A 16954-nucleotide genomic window follows, 5' to 3' on the forward strand; every position below is an offset into this window, starting at 1 on the left:
GCGCGATCGCCTCGGTCTGGCTGGCGTTCTGGGCGTTCTGCTTGACGTTGGCGGCCATCTCCTCGACCGAGGCCGAGGCCTCCTCCGTGGACGCGGCCTGCTCGGTCGAGCCCTGCGACAGCTGCTCGGCCGAGGACGACAGCTCCTGCGAGCCAGCCGACACGTTGCCGGCCGCCGTGTTCGCCTCCGCCACCACGGCGCGGAGCTGTGCCAGCATCGTCTGCAAAGCGAGCCCCATCGTGTCCTTGTCGGAGAGGGGATTGGCCTCGACCGTAAGGTCGCCCTTCGCGATCGCGTTGGCCAGGGACGCGGTCTCCCTGAGATTGTCGGTCATCCGGTTCATGGCGGTCACGAGATCACCGATCTCGTCCTGCGACGTCACGGCGATCGTCGTGCCGAGATCCCCGGCCGCGACGCCCTCGGCCAGCGAGACGGCCCGGGCCAGCCCCCGCGCGATCGAGACCGCAAGCCACCCGGCGATGCCGAGACCGAGGAGGAGCGCGCCGGCCAAGGTGGCGAGCATCAGCGTCTGGCTCTCGCGCGACGCCGCCTTCGAGCGCGCGACCGCCTCCGCCATCTGGCGGCCCTGGTAATCGGACAGGGTATCGAAGGCCTGGTTGGTGGCGATGGACGCGGCGCTGTACGCGCCCGAAACGAGCTCGATCGCGTGAATGGGTGCGCCGGGCTCGATCGTGGCCAGGGCCCTCTGGAACGAGGCGGACCAGGTCTCGAAGCTCTGCCGGACCGCTTCGGTGGGGACCTTCAGGGCCGCGCCGACACGGAGCAGGTTCTCCATGCTGCGCCCGATCTCCTCGCGAAGCCGCTTGGCATCGGTCACGTGCTCGTCCAGCCCGGCGACGCTGACCGCGCCCGTGGCGGCCTGCAGCCGGCCCCAGGCCCGTTCGAGGGGGATCTGAAACGCCAGCACCGCCTTGGTCAGGTCGATGGCGTGCTCATCGGCCTTGGCCGTGAGAGCCCCCAGCTCCGTCCGCAGCGCGGCCATGGCCGGGCGACCCACGCCGATGATCTCGCCCCAGGCCCGGGCATTGGCATTCATCCGGGCTAGGTCCACGATCTTGTTGCCCAGGGCGACTTGCGTCTCGTATTTCTGCTCGAGGTCCTGGGCGAGCCGGCCGCCCTCCTCGGTCGAGACGCCGGCCTTGACCTTGGCGACGGCCTCCTGGGCGCGCTTGCGGTTATCGAGGGCGCGCTTGAGGGAATCCTCGATCTGCGCGTCGTTCACGGTGATCACGGCCGTGCGCATGTTGGCGGTGCTGCGGATGGCGTTGGCCTTGGCCTCCAGCACCTGGGCCTGCATCTCCGCGCGGTCGCGCAGAAACTCCAGGCTCCTGTCGGACTCCATCAAGCCCAGGTAGCCGACCCCGCCGGCCAGGCCCGCGAGGATCAGCAACGTGCCGAACCCGCCGGCCAGCTTGGCCTTTATCGAAAGACGCATATCCCCAGCCCCTGCCGGTCAGTTCAGGATTGCTTGCATGTCCGGGATGATGACGAAGTCATCCCCGGACTTGACGATGGAGCGGATGTATTCGGGCCGCCACGACGTGCCGATCTTCGGCGCCGGCTGGCGGGTCTCCAGGGCGACCGCGGTCACCTCGAACACCTTGTCGGCCACGAGCGCGACCAGGGTCGGATCGCCGTCGAGATCGAGCTCGATCACCACGAAGCGGGTGTCCGGCGTCGCGGCCGCCATCGGCATGCCGAAGCGCTCGCGGATGTCGGCCAGCGGCACGACGTTGCCGCGCACGTTGACCACGTGGCCGAGATGGGGCCGGGCGCCCGCGACCCGGGTGGTCGGGATCGGGTCGATGATCTCGCGCACCATCCCGGCTCCGAGCGCGAAGGTCTCGGCGCCGATGCGCATCATCACGACCTGCAGGGCGCGGCCCTGCTCGATGGCCTCCACGAAATCGGTCATCACGCCACCTCACGGTAGTCGCGCAGCCCGTCCGGGGCGGCGCCGATCTGTCCACCGGCCATCAGCTGGGCCGGGTCGATGATCAGAGCGGCGGTGCCGTCGCCCAGGATCGTGGCGCCCGAGAAGGTCGTCACGTCGGCGTGCAGCTTCGACAGCGACTTGATCACCGTCTGATGGTTGCCGAGGATCTGGTCGGCCACGAGCCCGAACCGGGCCTCGCCCACCGAGACGATGATCACCTTCTGGTACGGGTCGGGCTCGCCGGTCGCCGCGAACAGGCTGCGCAGGCGCAGGAACGGCACGAGGTCGCCGCGGATGTTGAGGAAGTCCCGGCCGCGTTCGCTGCGGTCGCCCTCGGGCAGCTCGACGCATTCCTCCACGGCCGCCAGCGGCAGCACGTAGCGGCCGTCGCCGACGCGGATCAGCAGGCCCTCGATGATCGCCAGCGTCAGCGGCAGGCGCAGCACGATGGCGATGCCCGCCCCCGGCTCGGTGGTGATGTCGATCGAGCCGCGCAGGGCCTCGATCGTCTTCTTGACGACATCCATCCCGACGCCGCGGCCGGACAGCGCCGAGATCTGCTGCGCGGTGGAGAAGCCCGGTGCGAACAGGAACTGGTAGACCTGCTGGTCGGTGAGCGGGGTGCCGGGGGCGACGAGCCCGCGCTCCTCGGCCTTGGCGCGGATGCGCGCTACGTCGAGCCCGGCGCCGTCGTCGCGCACGGTGACGTGGACCTGGGCGCCGACATGCTCGGCGCCGAGCGTGATGCGCCCGGTCGGGTCCTTGCCGGAGGCGCCCCGGCGGGCCGGGTCCTCGATGCCGTGGTCGATGGCGTTGCGGATCAGGTGCACCAGCGGATCGGCCAGGCGCTCGATCACGGTCTTGTCGAGCTCGGTCTCCTCGCCGTCGGTGACGAAGGTCACGGGCTTGCCGAGATCCCCCGACAGGTCGTGGACCAGGCGCCGGAACCGGCCGAACAGGGCGCCGATCGGCACCATGCGGATGCTCATGGTGGTGTCGCGCAGCTGTGCCGACAGCCGCTCGATCTCCTCCGCGATAGTCTGGAGACCGGCATCGGCATGGTGGCCGGCGAGCTGGCTCAGCCGGGCCTGGGCGATCACCAGCTCGCCGACCCGGTCGAGCAGCTCGTCCAGCCGCTCGGCCTCGACCCGCATGGTGCTGGACCCGCGGGGTTCGGAGCCGCGGGCGGGTCCCCGGCGCTCGGCCTCGGAGGCGGCGGGCTTGGCAGGCGGCTGGGCGACCGGCACCGGCGCCGGCGCGGCGGGGAGAGGGACCGCGACCGGCGCGGGGGCCGGGGCGCGGTCGTCCAGCGGCGCCAGGGTCAGGACCATGTCGTCCCGCACGAACAGGAAAACGTCCTCGATCGCTTCGCGGGTCGCGGCCCCGCGCAAAGTCACGTCCCAGCCGAGCGCCAGGCGCTCCGGGTCCAGGGCGGCGAGGTCGGGCAGGTCGGCCAGCCGCGGCACCACCGTGCAGGGACCCAGCTCGCGCAGCTCGTCGAGGAGCGCGAGCGGGTTGGTGCCGTTGCGCAGGACCTCCGGGGCGAAGGCGATGCCGATCCGCCACCCGGCGGTCCCGGCATCCGGCATCTCCGGGGCCGGCGCCTCGGGCTGCGGCGGCATGGCCGGCTGGGCCTGCGCCCGGCCCACCAGCCGCTCGAGCTCCGCCAGGATCGCCTCGCCGATCACCGGGGCGGTGGAATCCGGATCCTCGATCAGCGTGCGGATGTAGTCCTTGGCCGAGAGCGAGATGTTGACCAGGTCGGCGCTGATCGGGACCTCGCCGCGCCGGACCAGGTCGAAGGCGGTCTCGAAATCGTGCGTGAAGGCCGCGACCCGGTCGAAGCCGAACATCGCCCCCGATCCCTTGATCGTGTGCAGGGCCCGGAACGCGGTGTCGACCAGCGCCGAGTCGCCGGGCCGGTCGCCGAGGTCGAGCAGCGTGGTCTCCAGCCGGTCGAGAAGCTCGTTGGCTTCCGCCAGGAACACCTCGCGTGGATCGTGATCAGTCATCGTCGAGCGGATCCAGTTGCGCCGTCTTCCGAGGTATCCGGGCGATCACGCGTCCGATCCGGACGCCGGCCGAAGGCTAGATCGCGCGATCGACCCGAGACTCAGGCGATCGATCGGGACTCATGCTACTTTGAAGTCGTTAAGAAAAGAAGACCTGACCTCGTTAAAAAGCCGTTTCGGCCAGATTTTTCCCCGAATAAATCTCTTTCTTGAATGGATCAAATCGATCGATCTTTGAAAAAATCAGTATTCGACGAATACAGATTGCGCCAGATATGAATTGTGCGCAACCTTTATAACAGGTGCCCTGGTAGATCGACGATCTAACCTGCGGTAGCGTCGATCGATACAGTCGATCCGCATCGAGATCTGTCGCATGCTCAGAACAGGTCGACGCCCGCCAGCGGATCGTCGTCGCGCGCCTGAGCCGGCGTCGTGGTGCCCAGCAGGCGGCAAGACATCCGGTCCCGGACCTCGCCGAGGGTGCAGCCCGCGATCATCGCCGCCGCCCAGTCCTGCTCGGCATGGCCGTCCGGGGCGGCCTGCAGGGCGCGCAGGATCGCCTGCAGGTTCTGCAGGCGCTGCTTGGCGAGATCCTGGAACTGCATGGCCACGATGGCGCCCGAGACGTCCTGGGTGATCGCCTCGGTGGTCTGCACGGTCTGGCCCAGCACGCCGGCAAACCGCGAGCTCTGCTCGACCAGGGCCTGCATGACCTGGCGCACCCGGGCATCGGCGTTGCGGCTCTCCTCCGACATGTCGATGGTGGCGATGTCGTGCAGCAGCGCGTGGCTGCTGCGCAGGCCGCCGGCGATCGAGCCGATCTGCTGCTTGATCACCCCCGAGAGCGTATTGATCGCGCCGGCGAGGCTGCGCACCTCGTCGGCCACCACGGCGAAGGCCTTGCCGGCCTCCCCGGCGCGCGCCGCCTCGATCTTGGCGTTCAACGCCAGCAGGTTGGTCTGGCGGTTGATCGTCTCGATCTGGGCGATGCTGCCATCCACCGAGGACAACTCGCCCAGCACGCCGTTCAGAGCGCCCTCCATGGTGGCGCCGCGCGACGACATGAACCCGATCCTGTCGTTGAGCATCGCCAGGATCTCGCCCAACGCCGCCGCGACCTCGGCGAGCGGCCGCTCGGTCCCATCGATCCGCACCGACTGGATCGACGCCACCAGCCCCTGCACGATCTCGGACTGGCCGCGGGTGGTTACGGCGATCCGCTGGAACCGGTCCGACAGGCCGTGCACGTCGGTCTCGACATCCGTCGAGACGATCCCGAGCTCGTCGATCAGGGCGTCCAGGGTCCTGCGCTGAACCTCCGACAGGCCGAGCCGCGCCTGGAGGATATCCGCGGCCCCCAACGGGTGCAGCGGCGCGGCCGGTCCGGCGGCCGGCGCATCCCCGGCCAGGGCGAGGGCCACGCGCGCATCCGACGCATCCTCGTGATCCGACTTCAGATTCGCCCGCCCCCAGAAGACCATTGATATGTATTCCTCGGACTCGTCCAGCTCTCGCCGGGGCCAGGATCGAATTGACGACCGCGAGCAGCCGTTTTCTAAGCCGACCATCTGAATGAACAGTTATGCCGATCGTTCTATGAGTGTCGGCCGACATATTCCGTGTGACCGGCAACGCACCGTGATGGCCATTTGGAGTCACAATTTGAAGACAAATACTTCCAAAATATTCAAATTAGACAACTGTCGAATACCAGCATTGGCCGGGCCGAAATCCGGATAACAAGCCGCACAATTCGCTCAATATAGATTCGCAGCCCGTCCGGAACGGCGCAGTTGTCAACAGGAAACCCCGCGTCGATCGTCGGACCCGCGGGGGCGTTATGATCCATTCAAGGGAAATTTAACGGCCCGATTCTCAAAGAGATCGACTGCAGCCAGTCTGGCCGCGCACCAGCAGCGGATTCCTCATGGCCGAACCTGTCACCCTCACGATGCCGCCGGACTGCACGCTCCGGACGGCGCAGGCGCTCCGGGCCGACCTGCTGGCGGCGCTCGACGGCGCGTCCGGCCTGGCGCTGGATTGCGCGGCGATCGAGACGGTGGACGTGACCTTCGTCCAGCTCGTCGTCGCGGCCGCCAAGTCGGCGGCCTCGCGCGGCACGAATCTCGACCTGATCAACCGGCCCGATGCGGTCACGGCGGCGTTCCGGCGCGCCGGCATCGCGCCGCAGCCGCCGTTCGAAGCCGCTTCCGTCCCCACCCTCTGAGCCCAGGACCGCGCCCCATCATGGCCACCGTTCTCGCCGTCGACGACTCGCCCAGCATCCGCCAGATGATCAAGATCGTGCTGGGCCCCGCCGGCCACACCGTGATCGAGGCCGAGGACGGCGCCGAGGGTTTGGCCAAGGCCAAGGCCGGGGCGATCAACCTGGTGATCACCGATCTCAACATGCCGGTGATGAACGGCATCGAGATGATCAAGCAGCTGCGCACCGTGCCGGCCTGCGCGGGGGTGCCGATCCTGTTCCTGAGCACGGAATCGGACGAGAGCATCAAGCAGCAGGCGAAATCGGCCGGCGCCACCGGCTGGATCACCAAGCCGTTCAAGCCGGAGCAGCTGCTGGCGGTGGTGGCGAAGCTGATCCGCGCCTGACGCATCGGGCCTGGTCCATCGGGCCTGTTCCTCGACGGGCGACCGGATGCACAGGTCGGGTTTCGGACGACGCACCCGGTAGAACGACAGTCGCTCCCGAATCGTGGCGCGTCTCCCTCCCCTCTCTGCGCGACGTTGCTCACATGGCGGCTCGTGCAGGATGCGACGGGCCCCCGCGCCCGTGCGGGCTACCGGATTCACACTTCTCAGGCTGACACTGACAGCTTGAAAAGGAGGCGCTTTTCCCCTCCCCGCAAGGGGAAGAGAGCGCATCGCGCCTCGCAGCAGGAGATGCGTGAACATCGCAGCCCGCACGGGAGAGGGGACCCGCGCGTCATCCTGTGCCCGTGTGACCAGGCCCGAAGCGGGAATCCGGTAGCCCCTTTGCGGGGGAGGGAGGGCGCATGTGCGTGCGCGCGACCGTCCCTTCCCATCCCACGGATGAGATGAACTGTAACGCGTGGTGCAACCCGCGCTACAGGCTCCTAAAACTGCCCTGAAAATCCGACCGCGTCGCGAATTCCGCATCCCAGTGTGGATGAGCGCGCCAGCGGCAACGTGGGATCGGAACGGGACCCCCATCGGCACGTTGACCGGCGCCATCACGAAGCAATCACAACGTCTCACGCAGTTCGGCACAGCGGGTCGGGTACAGAATGGGCGGTCAGCCACCAGGGTCCGGAACGGCTGCGCCGCAGGCGACGGACCCCTCGGGCGATCCGACGCACGGGCCGGCGGCCGCGGGCAGCATCGCCCTGAGCGACAGCTTCCGGCGCTTCGCCGACGTGGTGCCGCTGATGCTGTGGCGCTCGGACGAGACCGGCCGTGCCGTCCACCACAACGAGTGCTGGCTCGATTTCACCGGCCGGCCGCTCGAGGAGGAATTGCGCCTCGGCTGGCGCAGCGGCCTGCATCCGGAGGATTTCGAGCGTCACGCCCGGATCGTCGCGGAGGCCTTCGCGGCGCGCTCGCCGTTCACAGTGGAATTCCGGCTGAAGCGGCACGACGGCGTCTACCGCTGGCTGCTCGATACCGCCCGCCCGCTGGTCGAGGACGGCCGCTTCCAGGGCTATCTCGGCTCCTGCTTCGACATCACCGACCGCAAGCACGCCGAGGAGCATATCGAGCAGGCGCTCGCCGAGAAGGAGGCGCTGCTCGCCGAGGTCTATCACCGGGTGCGCAACAACCTCCAGGTGATGGTCAGCCTGATCGGCCTGTACGGGCGGGCCGCCCCGGACCCGTGCCGCGGCAGCTTCGAGGCGCTGGGCCAGCGGGTCCGGGCGATCGCGCTGGTGCAGCAGCACCTGCACGAGGCGCCTCACATCGCCTCGATCGACCTGCACGATTACCTGCACCGCCTGGCCTCGGGCCTCGGGCAGCTCCGGCGGGCCGGGCGGATCGGCGTGCAGGTCGGCGGTTCCGGGACCGGGCTGGTCGAGCCGCGCACCGCCAACGCGCTGGGCATGATCGTCGCCGAGATCGTCGCCGAGTGCCTGGACGCCACCGCCGAGCACGTCGCCTGCTCGATCGCCATCGAGATTGAATCGGCCGAGGGCCATCCGCTGCGCGTCTCGATCGTCTCCGGCATCAGCGAGATGGCCGCCACCGGCCGCTCCAACATCCCGAAGTTGGGCCCGCGCCTGATTGCGGCCTACGCGGCCCAGGCCGAGATTTTGGTGTCGGGCGATGCCAGCACCGCCGAGCCCCTGATCCTGACCCTGCCGCCGACACAAGCCCCGGAGCCGTGATCGCCGGCGCCGCACCCCCTGGCGCTTCGCGATCGAGTCGCCAGATTTTCGCCGGGGCCTTATAGAGCATCATCCCGAAAGGTGGTTTCCGGCTTTCGGAACAAGATGATGTAAAACCAAGGGCCTAGCGCGTCGTCCTGGTTCCGATGCCCAGGACGATGCGCGAACAGCCCCGGCCCACGCGAGATCCGGTCCACCATGGTTCCCCCGATCGACACCATCGTCGAGAACTTCGCGTTCATCGACGATTGGGAAGAGCGCTACCGCTATCTGATCGAGCTGGGGCGCGCCCTGCCGCCCGCGGACCCGGCGCTGCACGCCGAGGCCAACAAGGTCCAGGGCTGCGCCAGCCAGGTCTGGATCGACCTCGACGTCGACCGCTCGGATGCCGAGCCGCGCCTGCGCATGCGCGGCGACAGCGACGCCCATATCGTGCGCGGCCTCGTGGCGCTGATGATCGCGCTGTTCGACGGCAAGCCGCTCCGCGAGGCCGCCGAGACCGACGCCTTCGCGCTCTACACCAAGCTTGGCCTGGGCGAGCACCTGACCCCGCAGCGCTCCAACGGCGTGCGCGCCATGGCCGACCGGGTGCACCGGGATTCGGTGCGGTTTCTGGGGGCCGAGGGGTAGAGGACGGGCGATCCTTGCGAAGGCCTGCTCGGCGGCATCATCCCACCCGCACCCTCATCCTGAGGTGCGGCGAAGCCGCCTCGAAGGGTGAGGGCAAGGATTGGAGGTCTTCCAGCCTTGGCTCCCTCCCCGCACCGGGCCCGCCCGCGGCACCACGGAACGACGGGCGGGCTTTGCACCCGGTATTCCCGATCGCTCGGCCCCGCCCCTCACGCCCGCCACAACCGTAACCGCCCGCTGTCCGGCCCGGTCGCCTCGCGCTCCAGGCCGTAATGCTCGGCCAGCCGCCCGAGGGCGATGCGGACCACGACCTTGGCCGAGCGGGCCGGCCAGCGGCGCTCGGCCTCGATCCGCTCCAGGCCCTTGAGGAAGCCGCACAGGTCGATCAGCAGGCCCGACAGGTCGCCGCCCACCGCGTCGAGGGCGCCGCGGACCCGTTGGCGGGCGGCGATCACCTGATCGGAGGCGGCGGCCGGGTCGCGGGCGCCGCCGCCATCGACCCGGGGTGCGCCGAGCTCGATCCCCATCCGGGGCAGCATCGCGGCGGTGGTCATGTCCCGGCGCAACCGCTCGCCGGCCTCGAACGCCGCCGGGTCGATCAGCGGCGCACCGTCCCCGCCCCGGCGCCGGACCATCCAGGCCAGGGGGTTTTCGGATGCGTTCCGCAGGGCGGGCTCCGAGGCGCCGTCCTGGTCCACGGTGAGGTCGTGGTGCTGGGCGAGGAACCCCATCCCGTCCGGGGCCTGCCCGCGCCGCAGCCGCGCCAGCCCGGCCGGGCCGATCGTCAGCCGCGTGCCGGCCGGATCCCAGGCCGCGAGATCGGCAGCCACGAGTTGCCGGCCCGCGGCCTGCGGAAAACGCCCGCTGCCCACCGAGATTCCCGCGCCGCCCCGCCGGACCAGCAGGCCCTCCTCGGCGAGCGGATCGGGCCGAGCATAGGCCCCCGCCTCTCCGAGCCGCGCCAGCAGCCGCGCCGCCTCCGGTGACAGGGGCGCCCCTGCTGCCTCCCTTGCTGCCTCCCTTGCCGCCTTCCCTGTCGTCTTCCCTGCCGCCCCGGGTCCTGCGGCCTTGGCCCGACCGGATCTCGCCCCTTTGTTCATGATTTGTTCCGATCAGGCGACGCAGCTTCGCGGCATCTCGCTTAGCGCGGGATCGGGTCGGGAGTCAAGGCTTTTTTGCCTAATACGGGATTCAGGTCCGGCGCGGCCCGGTCGGTGGCCGGCGAAGGATCTCCGCGATCTCGTCCTCGGACTTGCCGCGGACCGCGTAGCCCAATTCTTCGAAGCGATCGATCAGCGCGGTGCTGTCGGCGGCAGACCGCGCGGCCCATTCGGAGAGAGCCGCGTTCATCGGCTCGATAGCCTCCGCGGGATTGCCATCCTGGGGATCGGGACTTGCGGTCATGCACAGCACCTCGGCGCCGGACGGGGTTGCGATCGCATCGCACGAAGCGAGCCATCGCACCCCAACGCCCGACATCGTCCCGGTATCCCTCGCCGGTATCCCTTGGTTGTATCGCGGCCCCGGCGGGGACGCGCTCAGGCGGCGTCCTGGAAAGCGGCAGGCCGGCCCAGCCCGATCGCCTTGGCGAGTTCGGAGCGGGTCTTGGCGTAGTTCGGCGCCACCATCGGGTAATCGGCAGGCAGCTTCCACTTCGCGCGGTATTGCTCGGGACTCATCTCGTATTTCGACCGGAGATGCCGCTTGAGCGACTTGAACTTCCGGCCGTCTTCCAGACAGACGATGTAATCCGCCGTCATCGAGCCCTCGACCGGAACCGCCGGCTTCGCCGGCTCTGCCGCCGCGCCGGCCTGGCTCTCCACGACCCGTTTCAGGGCCGCGTAGACGCTGCCGAACAGCGGCCGCAATTCGCTCACCGGAATGGCATTCTTGCGGACATAGGCGGCCACGACGTCGGCCGTAGCACCCACAAGATCGATCGCGTTCCCGTTCTCTCTCACCACATGACCCCCGATTTCAGATGAAGCGTGCGTCCCGCTCCTGCCCTCATCGTTCCAAGCATTGACCGACGCCCGCATCGGGACAGAGTGGTACCCGGCGCGAACAAGCGGTCCCGAGCCGGGTGTGCACCAATCGATCCCTTGTACCAAGGTACAACAGGCCAATTTGTATTACAAGTTGGAACGATATTATCGGCAAGCGCCGCATCGATCGGTCCCGGGATACTTCCGGATCACGTTTCCCATCTATAAGTAGATCTAGATTTCCTTCTTACTAACTTAAAGTTATGGCGCCGGCCGGTTGCGGAGTCGCGGCGGCTTGCGTCCCGGCCGCCGACGCGACACATCCCCGGACCGGGCGTCACAGGACCCGGCGGGAGATACGATGACGGAGATCGGGCGCGGCTTTCATGCTCACCGGACCGGGGCGCCAATGGCCGAGATCCGGCCGCGGCGCTTCAGCGTCCACGGCCGGGAGATCGTCGACGACTACGCCTGGTTGAAGGCGGAGAACTGGCAGGCGGTCCTCAAGGACCCCGCCGCCCTCCCCGACGACATCGCCGCCTACCTCAAGGCCGAGAACGCCTACGCGGAAGCCGCGCTCGCCGGCAGCGCCGACCTGCGCAAGACCCTGGTCTCCGAAATGCGCGGCCGCATCCAGGAGGACGAGAGCGGCGTGCCCGATCCGGACGGGCCTTACGCCTACTACACCCGCCACCGGGAGGGCGGGCAGCACCCGCTGGTCTGCCGGCGACCGGCCTCCTCGCCGAACGTGCCGGAGTCAGGCCCCGACCCGGACGAGACGATCCTGATCGATGGCGACCGGGAGGGCGAGGGCCTGCCGTTCTTCGAGATCGCCGCCGCGGCCCATTCCGACGACCACGGGCTGCTCGCCTGGAGCGCCGACACCAAGGGTTCCGAGCTCTACACGATCAAGGTGCGCGACCTCGCCACCGGTCTCGACCGCGACGACCGGGTCGAGGCGACCTCCGGCGAGGCGGTCTGGGCCGCGGACGGGCACAGCTTCTGGTACGTGGCCCTCGACGCCAATCACCGCCCCGCCAAGGTGATGCGCCACCGCCTCGGCACCGCGCAATCCGCCGACGAGACCCTCTACACCGAGCCGGATGCGGGCTACTTCGTCCATATCGGCCGCACCCAGTCCGGCGCCTTCCTGGATGTGACCGCGAGCGACCACGAGACCTCGGAGGTCCGGCTCCTCGACCGGCACGCGCCGTCGGCCGCCCTGCGGCTGGTGCAGAAGCGCGAGCCGCTGCTGATCTACGACGTCGAGCACCGCGGCGACCGGCTCTACATCCGCACCAACGCGGACGGCGCTGAGGACTTCAAGATCGTCACCGCGCCGCTGGACGCTCCGGGCCGGGCCAACTGGACCGACCTCGTGCCCCACCGGCCGGGGGTGATGATCCGCCACCTGCACCTTCTGGCCGGCCACCTGATCCGCCTCGAGATCGAGAACGCCCGGCCGCGGATCATCGTGCGCGACTTGGCCGACGACGCGGAACACACGGTGGCCTTCGCCGAGGAAGCCTACGCGCTGGGCCTCCGGGGCGGGCACGAATTCGACACGGCGACGATCCGGTTCGTCTACTCGTCCATGACGACGCCATCCGAGACCTGGGACTATGCCTGCGACAGCCGCAACCGGACGTTGCGCAAGCGCCAGACCATCCCGAGCGGGCACGATCCGGCCGCCTACGTGACCCGCCGGCTGTTCGCCACCGCCCCGGACGGCGAGCAGGTGCCGATCTCGCTCCTGCACCGCCGGGACCTGGCACTGGACGGGTCGGCGCCGCTCCTGCTCTACGGCTACGGCTCCTACGGGACGCTGATGCCGGCAGGCTTCCGCACCAACCTGCTGAGCCTGGTCGATCGCGGCTTCGTCTACGCCATCGCGCATGTCCGCGGCGGCACCGAGAAGGGCTGGCGCTGGTACCTCGACGGCAAGCGCGAGAAGAAGCCCAATACCTTCACGGATTTCATCGCCTGCGGGCGGGCGCTGATCGCTTCCGGCTACACAGCGGAAAAGCGTATCGTCGCCCATGGCGGCTCGGCCGGCGGCATGCTGATGGGCGCGGTCGCCAACCTCGCCCCTGAGTTGTTCGCCGGGATCGTCGCCGACGTGCCGTTCGTGGACGTGCTCAACACCATGCTGGACGCGGAATTGCCGCTCACCCCGCCGGAATGGCCCGAATGGGGCAACCCGGCCGAGAGCGTCGCGGCCTTCGAGACGATCCTGTCGTATTCGCCCTACGACAACGTCGCCGCCAAGGCCTACCCGGCGATCCTGGCGCTCGGCGGCCTCACAGACCCGCGGGTGACCTACTGGGAGCCGGCGAAATGGGTCGCCCGGCTGCGCGCGACCATGACCGGCGGCGGCCCGATCCTCCTGCGCATCAACATGGAGGCCGGCCACGGCGGCGCCGCCGGCCGCTTCGACCGGCTGGAGGAGGTGGCGCTGATCTACGCGTTCGCGCTGATGGCGGCGGGGAAGGTGTAGGGGCTCGCCGCCGAGGGGGATGCCGGTTCGTCTACGGACGCGGCGGCTCGACCGGCGGCTCGACCGGCGCCCCCTCGCCTGCCGCTCCCTCGTTCCGCACCCGGGCCTGCCGGGCGGCTTCGTCCGCCGCGGCCTTGTCGGCGGCGGCCTTGAGCGCGGCGGCGCGGGCGCGGTCCATCTCGATCCGGGAGCGGCGGCGCTGGCGCTCGACCTGGTCGGCCTCGGTCAGCTCGATCGTCTCCAGCTCGCGCTGGAGCACGAAGGCGGCGAGCCCGTTCGACAGGGCGCCGACGTCGAGCACGCGCTTGGGCGCCCCGAGCGCGCCGGTGAATCCGAGCTGGACGGCCGGGGTGCCGGCGCTCCAGCCCCGGGGAACGGCGCCGCCGGACAGGAGCCCCCGGGCGTCGAGGCGCTGGCTGCGCAGGTCGTAGCCGATCGTGCCGGACCAGCGGGCGGCCCCGAAATCGAGGTCGAGGGGCCCGGCCCGCAGGACACCGCCGACAATGGTGGCCGGGCTGCTCGCCGGCGCCTTGGCCTGCGCGCCGCCCTTGGCGAGTTCCTCGGCGATCAGGGCCTGCAGCCGCCCCTCCCGCAGGGGATCGTCGATCTCCACCGCCCTTGCGAGCGCACGGCCGAGGGCCGACGGGTCGACCTCCGGGACGCTGAGGTCCTTGAGGGTGAGGCTGCCGCTGCCGGAGAGGTTGTCGGCGAGGCCCGGGGCGGTCTCGGCCGTTGCGGTGAAGCGGAGGGACACGGTCAGGCGCCCACCGATCGGCCCCCCCCCGGCCAGGGCGGCGAGCGCGGCGTCGTCGAGGGCGCCCTCCCCGGAGACGGACGCCTCGGATCCGCGGCGGGTGATCGTGGCGGAGCCGGCGATCCGCCCCCCGGCGAGCTTGGCCGTGAGGTCGCGCAGGGTCAGGGCGCCGTCGGCAAGACCGAGCGCGAGGTTCGCCTCCGTGGCCATAAGCCCGTGGCCGAGATCGAGGCTCGCGATCCGGGCATCGAGCGCGACGGGCGCCAGCGCTTGCGTTGGGGGTCCGAAGCGATCCCCCTTGGCCGCGTCCGGCGGCAGCACAAGGGCGGCTGCCAATTGCGGCAGCGACAGACGGTCGAGGCTGAAACGGCCGCGCAGCGCCCCGCCCGGCGCCCGCAGCAGCCGGCCGCTGACGGCCGCGCCGGCGATCTTGCCGGTGGTGTCGGCGGCGATGTCGCCCCCGTCCTTGGCAAGCGTGAAAGAGAACTCGGCTGGCCAGGCGCCGGGGCTGAGGCGGGCGGCCCCGGCCAGGGTCAGGAACGGAGCGAGATCGCCGGTGTCGGCCCGGATCTCGCCGGCACGCGGTAGGGCGTCGGGGCCGACCAGGATCGGCCGGGCGGTGGCGAGCTTCAGGCCGGCGACGGTGCCGTTGACGGTCAGCGCGAGGGTGTCGGTATCCGGCCGCTCGGCGCTCAGGTGCAGCTCGGCAGGCTGCTGCAGGCCGGCGATGTCGGTGCGCCCGAACCAGACGCCGGCCCGGGGGGTGGTGAGCGTCGCAGTCCCGCCCTCGATCCGCGTCCCGCGGCTCGCCAGCGTCAGGTCGAGTGTGCCGCCGCCGGCATTGCCCCGGGCCTGGCTGCGCAGGGCATCAGCCGAGCCGCCTTCCCGGTCGAGGGTGACGGCGAGGTCGAGGGGGGCCTCGCGCAGGAAAGCGGGCAGCAGGCGGAGCTCGCCGACCCAGACCCGTTCGAGCAGGCCGAGCAGCGGCGCCGCCACCGGGGCCTTCAGTCGCCCGGAGACGCGGCCGGTCCCGTCCGCGCCGATCCGGCCGGACAGTTTCGCGCTGGCGCCCGCCAGATCCGTCACGTCGAGGCTGTCGACCAAGAGGCTCGACCCGTCCGACTGGATGCGCGCCGCGATCGTTCCGTTGCCGGAGCCCGCCGGCCCGTAGCGCACGTCTTTCGCCTCAAGGGTCAGGGCGAGGTCGTGGTCGCGCAGGCTGCCGAGCGTCGTCCCGAGCGGTGGCAGGGCGGCGATGTCGATGCCGCTGGCGCGGATCTGGGCGTCGAACCGCCCGCGCGCTCCCGCCTCCGCGGCGGTGTAGCGGGCATTGCCGGTGATGCGCGCCGGCCCCAGGCCGAGGCGCAGGTTGCGCAGGGACAGGCTGGAGGCGGCCGCGGACAGGTCGGCCGCCGCCTCGACCCGCCGCCCGTCGAGGAGCGCGGCCAGGGGACCTTCCAAGCCGAGCCGGCGCAGGTAGCGCCCGAGCGGGTCGGAATCGGCGGCGGTCAGCGCCACCGGGCCGGTGAGGCGGAACGGTGCCGCCTCGATCTGTCCGCTAACATTCAGGGTTGCATCGCCAGGCCCGACCGCCGACAGGCGCCGCAGCAGCAGGCCGCCCGCGCGCTCGACGGTGCCGGACAGCGCGAGGTTCGACCATTCCTCGCCGCCGAGCACCAGGGTGCCAACCGCGAGGTCGAGGTCGAGCATCGCGGGCAGGCCGTGCCCGAGGTCCGGGACGCCGCGGGCGATCAGGTTCTGGCCCTCGGGCGAGGCCAGGAAGGCGTCGAGGTCGAGGCGGCGGCCGTCCAGGTTCAGGCCGGCGCGCCACTGGCGAAGGTCGAGCCGGCCGGTCCCGGCGAACCGCAGGGCGCGCCCGCCCGGGTCGATCGCGAGCTCGACGCCCTCGAACCGCACCTGCGTGCCGCGGGCCTTGAACGCCCCGCCGAGCGAGAACGGCAGATAGGGGCCCGCCGCCTGGGTCGGCGGGCCGACCACGAGGCGGGCCGAGCCCTCGGATTCGATCTGCGTCGCCCCGTCGGCCTCGTTCGGCACCAGGCCGAGGCGGGCATCCGCCTCGAAGCGCGGATGCACGTCGCCACCCCCGGCGATCTTCACCGCGAGCCGGCCATCCGCCCCCGGCGTCCCGCTCACCGCCCGGAACGGAACGCCGCCGCTCGTACCCTCCACCCGCCAGGGGCCGACCAGGGCGGGGGCTTGGAGGCGCAGGTCTTGGACGTAGAGCTGGTCGGTCCGGCCGGTGGCCGGCACCTGTGTGGTCACGAGGAATTGCTGGACGTGCAGATCCTCGATGGCGAGATCGCGGGCGCGCAGGGCCTCGCCGAGATCGGGCGGGATCCGCAGGGCATCGCCGCCGGCGACCGGGAGCCTGATCTCGGCGCGGCCGATCCGGGTCTCGGTGAAGCGGAACTCGCCCTTCAGGAGCGGCGCCAGGGCGATCTCGGCCTTGACGAAGCGGGCGTCCAGGCTCGGCCGGGTCGGATCGGCCCCGAGATGCAGCCGGTCGATGCGCAGCCGCGGCGAGGGCAGGAGCCGCACCTCGATCCGGCCGTCGGTCCGGGCCGGCACGCCCAGGGACCGGGTCAGCCCCCGGTCCACAAGCGCACGCTGGGCCTGCCAATCGATGACGGGCGGGACGGCGAGAGCCGCGACGAGAACCAGGATGACGGCGCCCGCCAGCGCGGTCAGAAGATCACGCACGCTACCCGTTCCGCGAACCATCCCGCGCGGTCAA

The 16954-nt window shown here is 70.4% G+C and carries 13 protein-coding genes; 5 read left to right on the forward strand and 8 right to left on the reverse strand.

The genetic code is table 11. The features are described 5' to 3' along the window. The 4 genes from MKL11_RS31975 to MKL11_RS33320 form a co-directional block, all read right to left on the reverse strand. Positions 1 to 1456 (reverse strand): MCP four helix bundle domain-containing protein (locus MKL11_RS31975; RefSeq protein WP_243951219.1); only part of this gene is annotated, 1456 nt, incomplete at its 3' end. Between the two features lie 18 nt (positions 1457 to 1474). Beyond that, on the reverse strand, positions 1475 to 1936 hold the full coding sequence (locus tag MKL11_RS31980; RefSeq protein WP_243951221.1) for a chemotaxis protein CheW: 462 nt from the start codon (positions 1934 to 1936) through the stop codon (positions 1475 to 1477). Beyond that, positions 1936 to 3969: a chemotaxis protein CheA gene (locus MKL11_RS31985; RefSeq protein WP_243951223.1), complete on the reverse strand. Its 2034-nt coding sequence runs from the start codon at positions 3967 to 3969 to the stop codon at positions 1936 to 1938. The genes MKL11_RS31980 and MKL11_RS31985 overlap by 1 nt, the downstream gene beginning before the upstream one ends. Before the next feature lie 380 nt (positions 3970 to 4349). After that, complete coding sequence (locus tag MKL11_RS33320; RefSeq protein WP_313900803.1) at positions 4350 to 5393, reverse strand: methyl-accepting chemotaxis protein; 1044 nt, start codon at positions 5391 to 5393, stop codon at positions 4350 to 4352. 506 nt (positions 5394 to 5899) lie between these two features. Here MKL11_RS33320 and MKL11_RS31995 point away from each other — a divergent pair. From MKL11_RS31995 to MKL11_RS32010, 4 genes are all read left to right on the forward strand, one after another. Next, positions 5900 to 6199, forward strand: a complete 300-nt coding sequence (locus MKL11_RS31995; RefSeq protein ID WP_243951225.1) for an STAS domain-containing protein — start codon at positions 5900 to 5902, stop codon at positions 6197 to 6199. Positions 6200 to 6219: 20 nt separating this feature from the next. Next, positions 6220 to 6585, forward strand: a complete 366-nt coding sequence (locus MKL11_RS32000) for a response regulator (protein ID WP_243951227.1) — start codon at positions 6220 to 6222, stop codon at positions 6583 to 6585. A 656-nt stretch (positions 6586 to 7241) separates the two neighbouring features. Then, positions 7242 to 8333: a sensor histidine kinase gene (locus tag MKL11_RS32005; RefSeq protein ID WP_243951229.1), complete on the forward strand. Its 1092-nt coding sequence runs from the start codon at positions 7242 to 7244 to the stop codon at positions 8331 to 8333. A 198-nt stretch (positions 8334 to 8531) separates the two neighbouring features. Then, positions 8532 to 8963, forward strand: coding sequence for a SufE family protein (locus tag MKL11_RS32010; protein WP_243951231.1), 432 nt, complete (start codon positions 8532 to 8534; stop codon positions 8961 to 8963). A 209-nt stretch (positions 8964 to 9172) separates the two neighbouring features. Here MKL11_RS32010 and MKL11_RS32015 read toward each other — a convergent pair whose 3' ends face one another. The 3 genes from MKL11_RS32015 to MKL11_RS32025 all read right to left on the reverse strand — a co-directional run bounded on the left by MKL11_RS32015 (position 9173) and on the right by MKL11_RS32025 (position 10924). Further along, positions 9173 to 10063 carry a DUF6456 domain-containing protein gene (locus tag MKL11_RS32015; protein WP_243951233.1) on the reverse strand — a complete coding sequence of 297 codons (891 nt, stop codon included), beginning with the start codon at positions 10061 to 10063 and terminating at the stop codon, positions 9173 to 9175. A 91-nt stretch (positions 10064 to 10154) separates the two neighbouring features. Then, positions 10155 to 10367: a hypothetical protein gene (locus tag MKL11_RS32020; RefSeq protein ID WP_243951236.1), complete on the reverse strand. Its 213-nt coding sequence runs from the start codon at positions 10365 to 10367 to the stop codon at positions 10155 to 10157. 134 nt (positions 10368 to 10501) lie between these two features. Next, the gene (locus MKL11_RS32025) at positions 10502 to 10924 is read right to left on the reverse strand and encodes a MucR family transcriptional regulator (protein WP_243951238.1); all 423 of its coding nucleotides are present in this window, start codon (positions 10922 to 10924) and stop codon (positions 10502 to 10504) included. A 385-nt stretch (positions 10925 to 11309) separates the two neighbouring features. Here MKL11_RS32025 and MKL11_RS32030 point away from each other — a divergent pair, with 385 nt between their 5' ends. After that, positions 11310 to 13445, forward strand: a complete 2136-nt coding sequence (locus MKL11_RS32030; protein ID WP_243951240.1) for a S9 family peptidase — start codon at positions 11310 to 11312, stop codon at positions 13443 to 13445. A gap of 31 nt (positions 13446 to 13476) precedes the next feature. Here the strand turns inward: MKL11_RS32030 and MKL11_RS33325 are convergent, their stop codons facing one another. Further along, entirely contained in the window at positions 13477 to 16920 is a 3444-nt protein-coding gene (locus tag MKL11_RS33325) for an AsmA-like C-terminal region-containing protein (protein ID WP_313900804.1), read from the reverse strand. Positions 16921 to 16954: the final 34 nt, after the last annotated feature.

The sequence above is a fragment of the Methylobacterium sp. J-077 genome, from assembly GCF_022829365.1.
Taxonomy (GTDB): Bacteria; Pseudomonadota; Alphaproteobacteria; order Rhizobiales; family Beijerinckiaceae; genus Methylobacterium.

What these genes read in the sequence shown, in the direction of transcription:
- MKL11_RS31980 (WP_243951221.1), bottom strand. Translation starts at nt 1,936, where the DNA reads ATGACCGATTTCGTGGAGGCCATCGAGCAGGGCCGCGCCCTGCAGGTC.
- MKL11_RS31985 (WP_243951223.1), bottom strand. Translation starts at nt 3,969, where the DNA reads ATGACTGATCACGATCCACGCGAGGTGTTCCTGGCGGAAGCCAACGAG.
- MKL11_RS31995 (WP_243951225.1), top strand. Translation starts at nt 5,900, where the DNA reads ATGGCCGAACCTGTCACCCTCACGATGCCGCCGGACTGCACGCTCCGG.
- MKL11_RS32000 (WP_243951227.1), top strand. Translation starts at nt 6,220, where the DNA reads ATGGCCACCGTTCTCGCCGTCGACGACTCGCCCAGCATCCGCCAGATG.
- MKL11_RS32005 (WP_243951229.1), top strand. Translation starts at nt 7,242, where the DNA reads ATGGGCGGTCAGCCACCAGGGTCCGGAACGGCTGCGCCGCAGGCGACG.
- MKL11_RS32010 (WP_243951231.1), top strand. Translation starts at nt 8,532, where the DNA reads ATGGTTCCCCCGATCGACACCATCGTCGAGAACTTCGCGTTCATCGAC.
- MKL11_RS32015 (WP_243951233.1), bottom strand. Translation starts at nt 10,063, where the DNA reads ATGAACAAAGGGGCGAGATCCGGTCGGGCCAAGGCCGCAGGACCCGGG.
- MKL11_RS32020 (WP_243951236.1), bottom strand. Translation starts at nt 10,367, where the DNA reads ATGACCGCAAGTCCCGATCCCCAGGATGGCAATCCCGCGGAGGCTATC.
- MKL11_RS32030 (WP_243951240.1), top strand. Translation starts at nt 11,310, where the DNA reads ATGACGGAGATCGGGCGCGGCTTTCATGCTCACCGGACCGGGGCGCCA.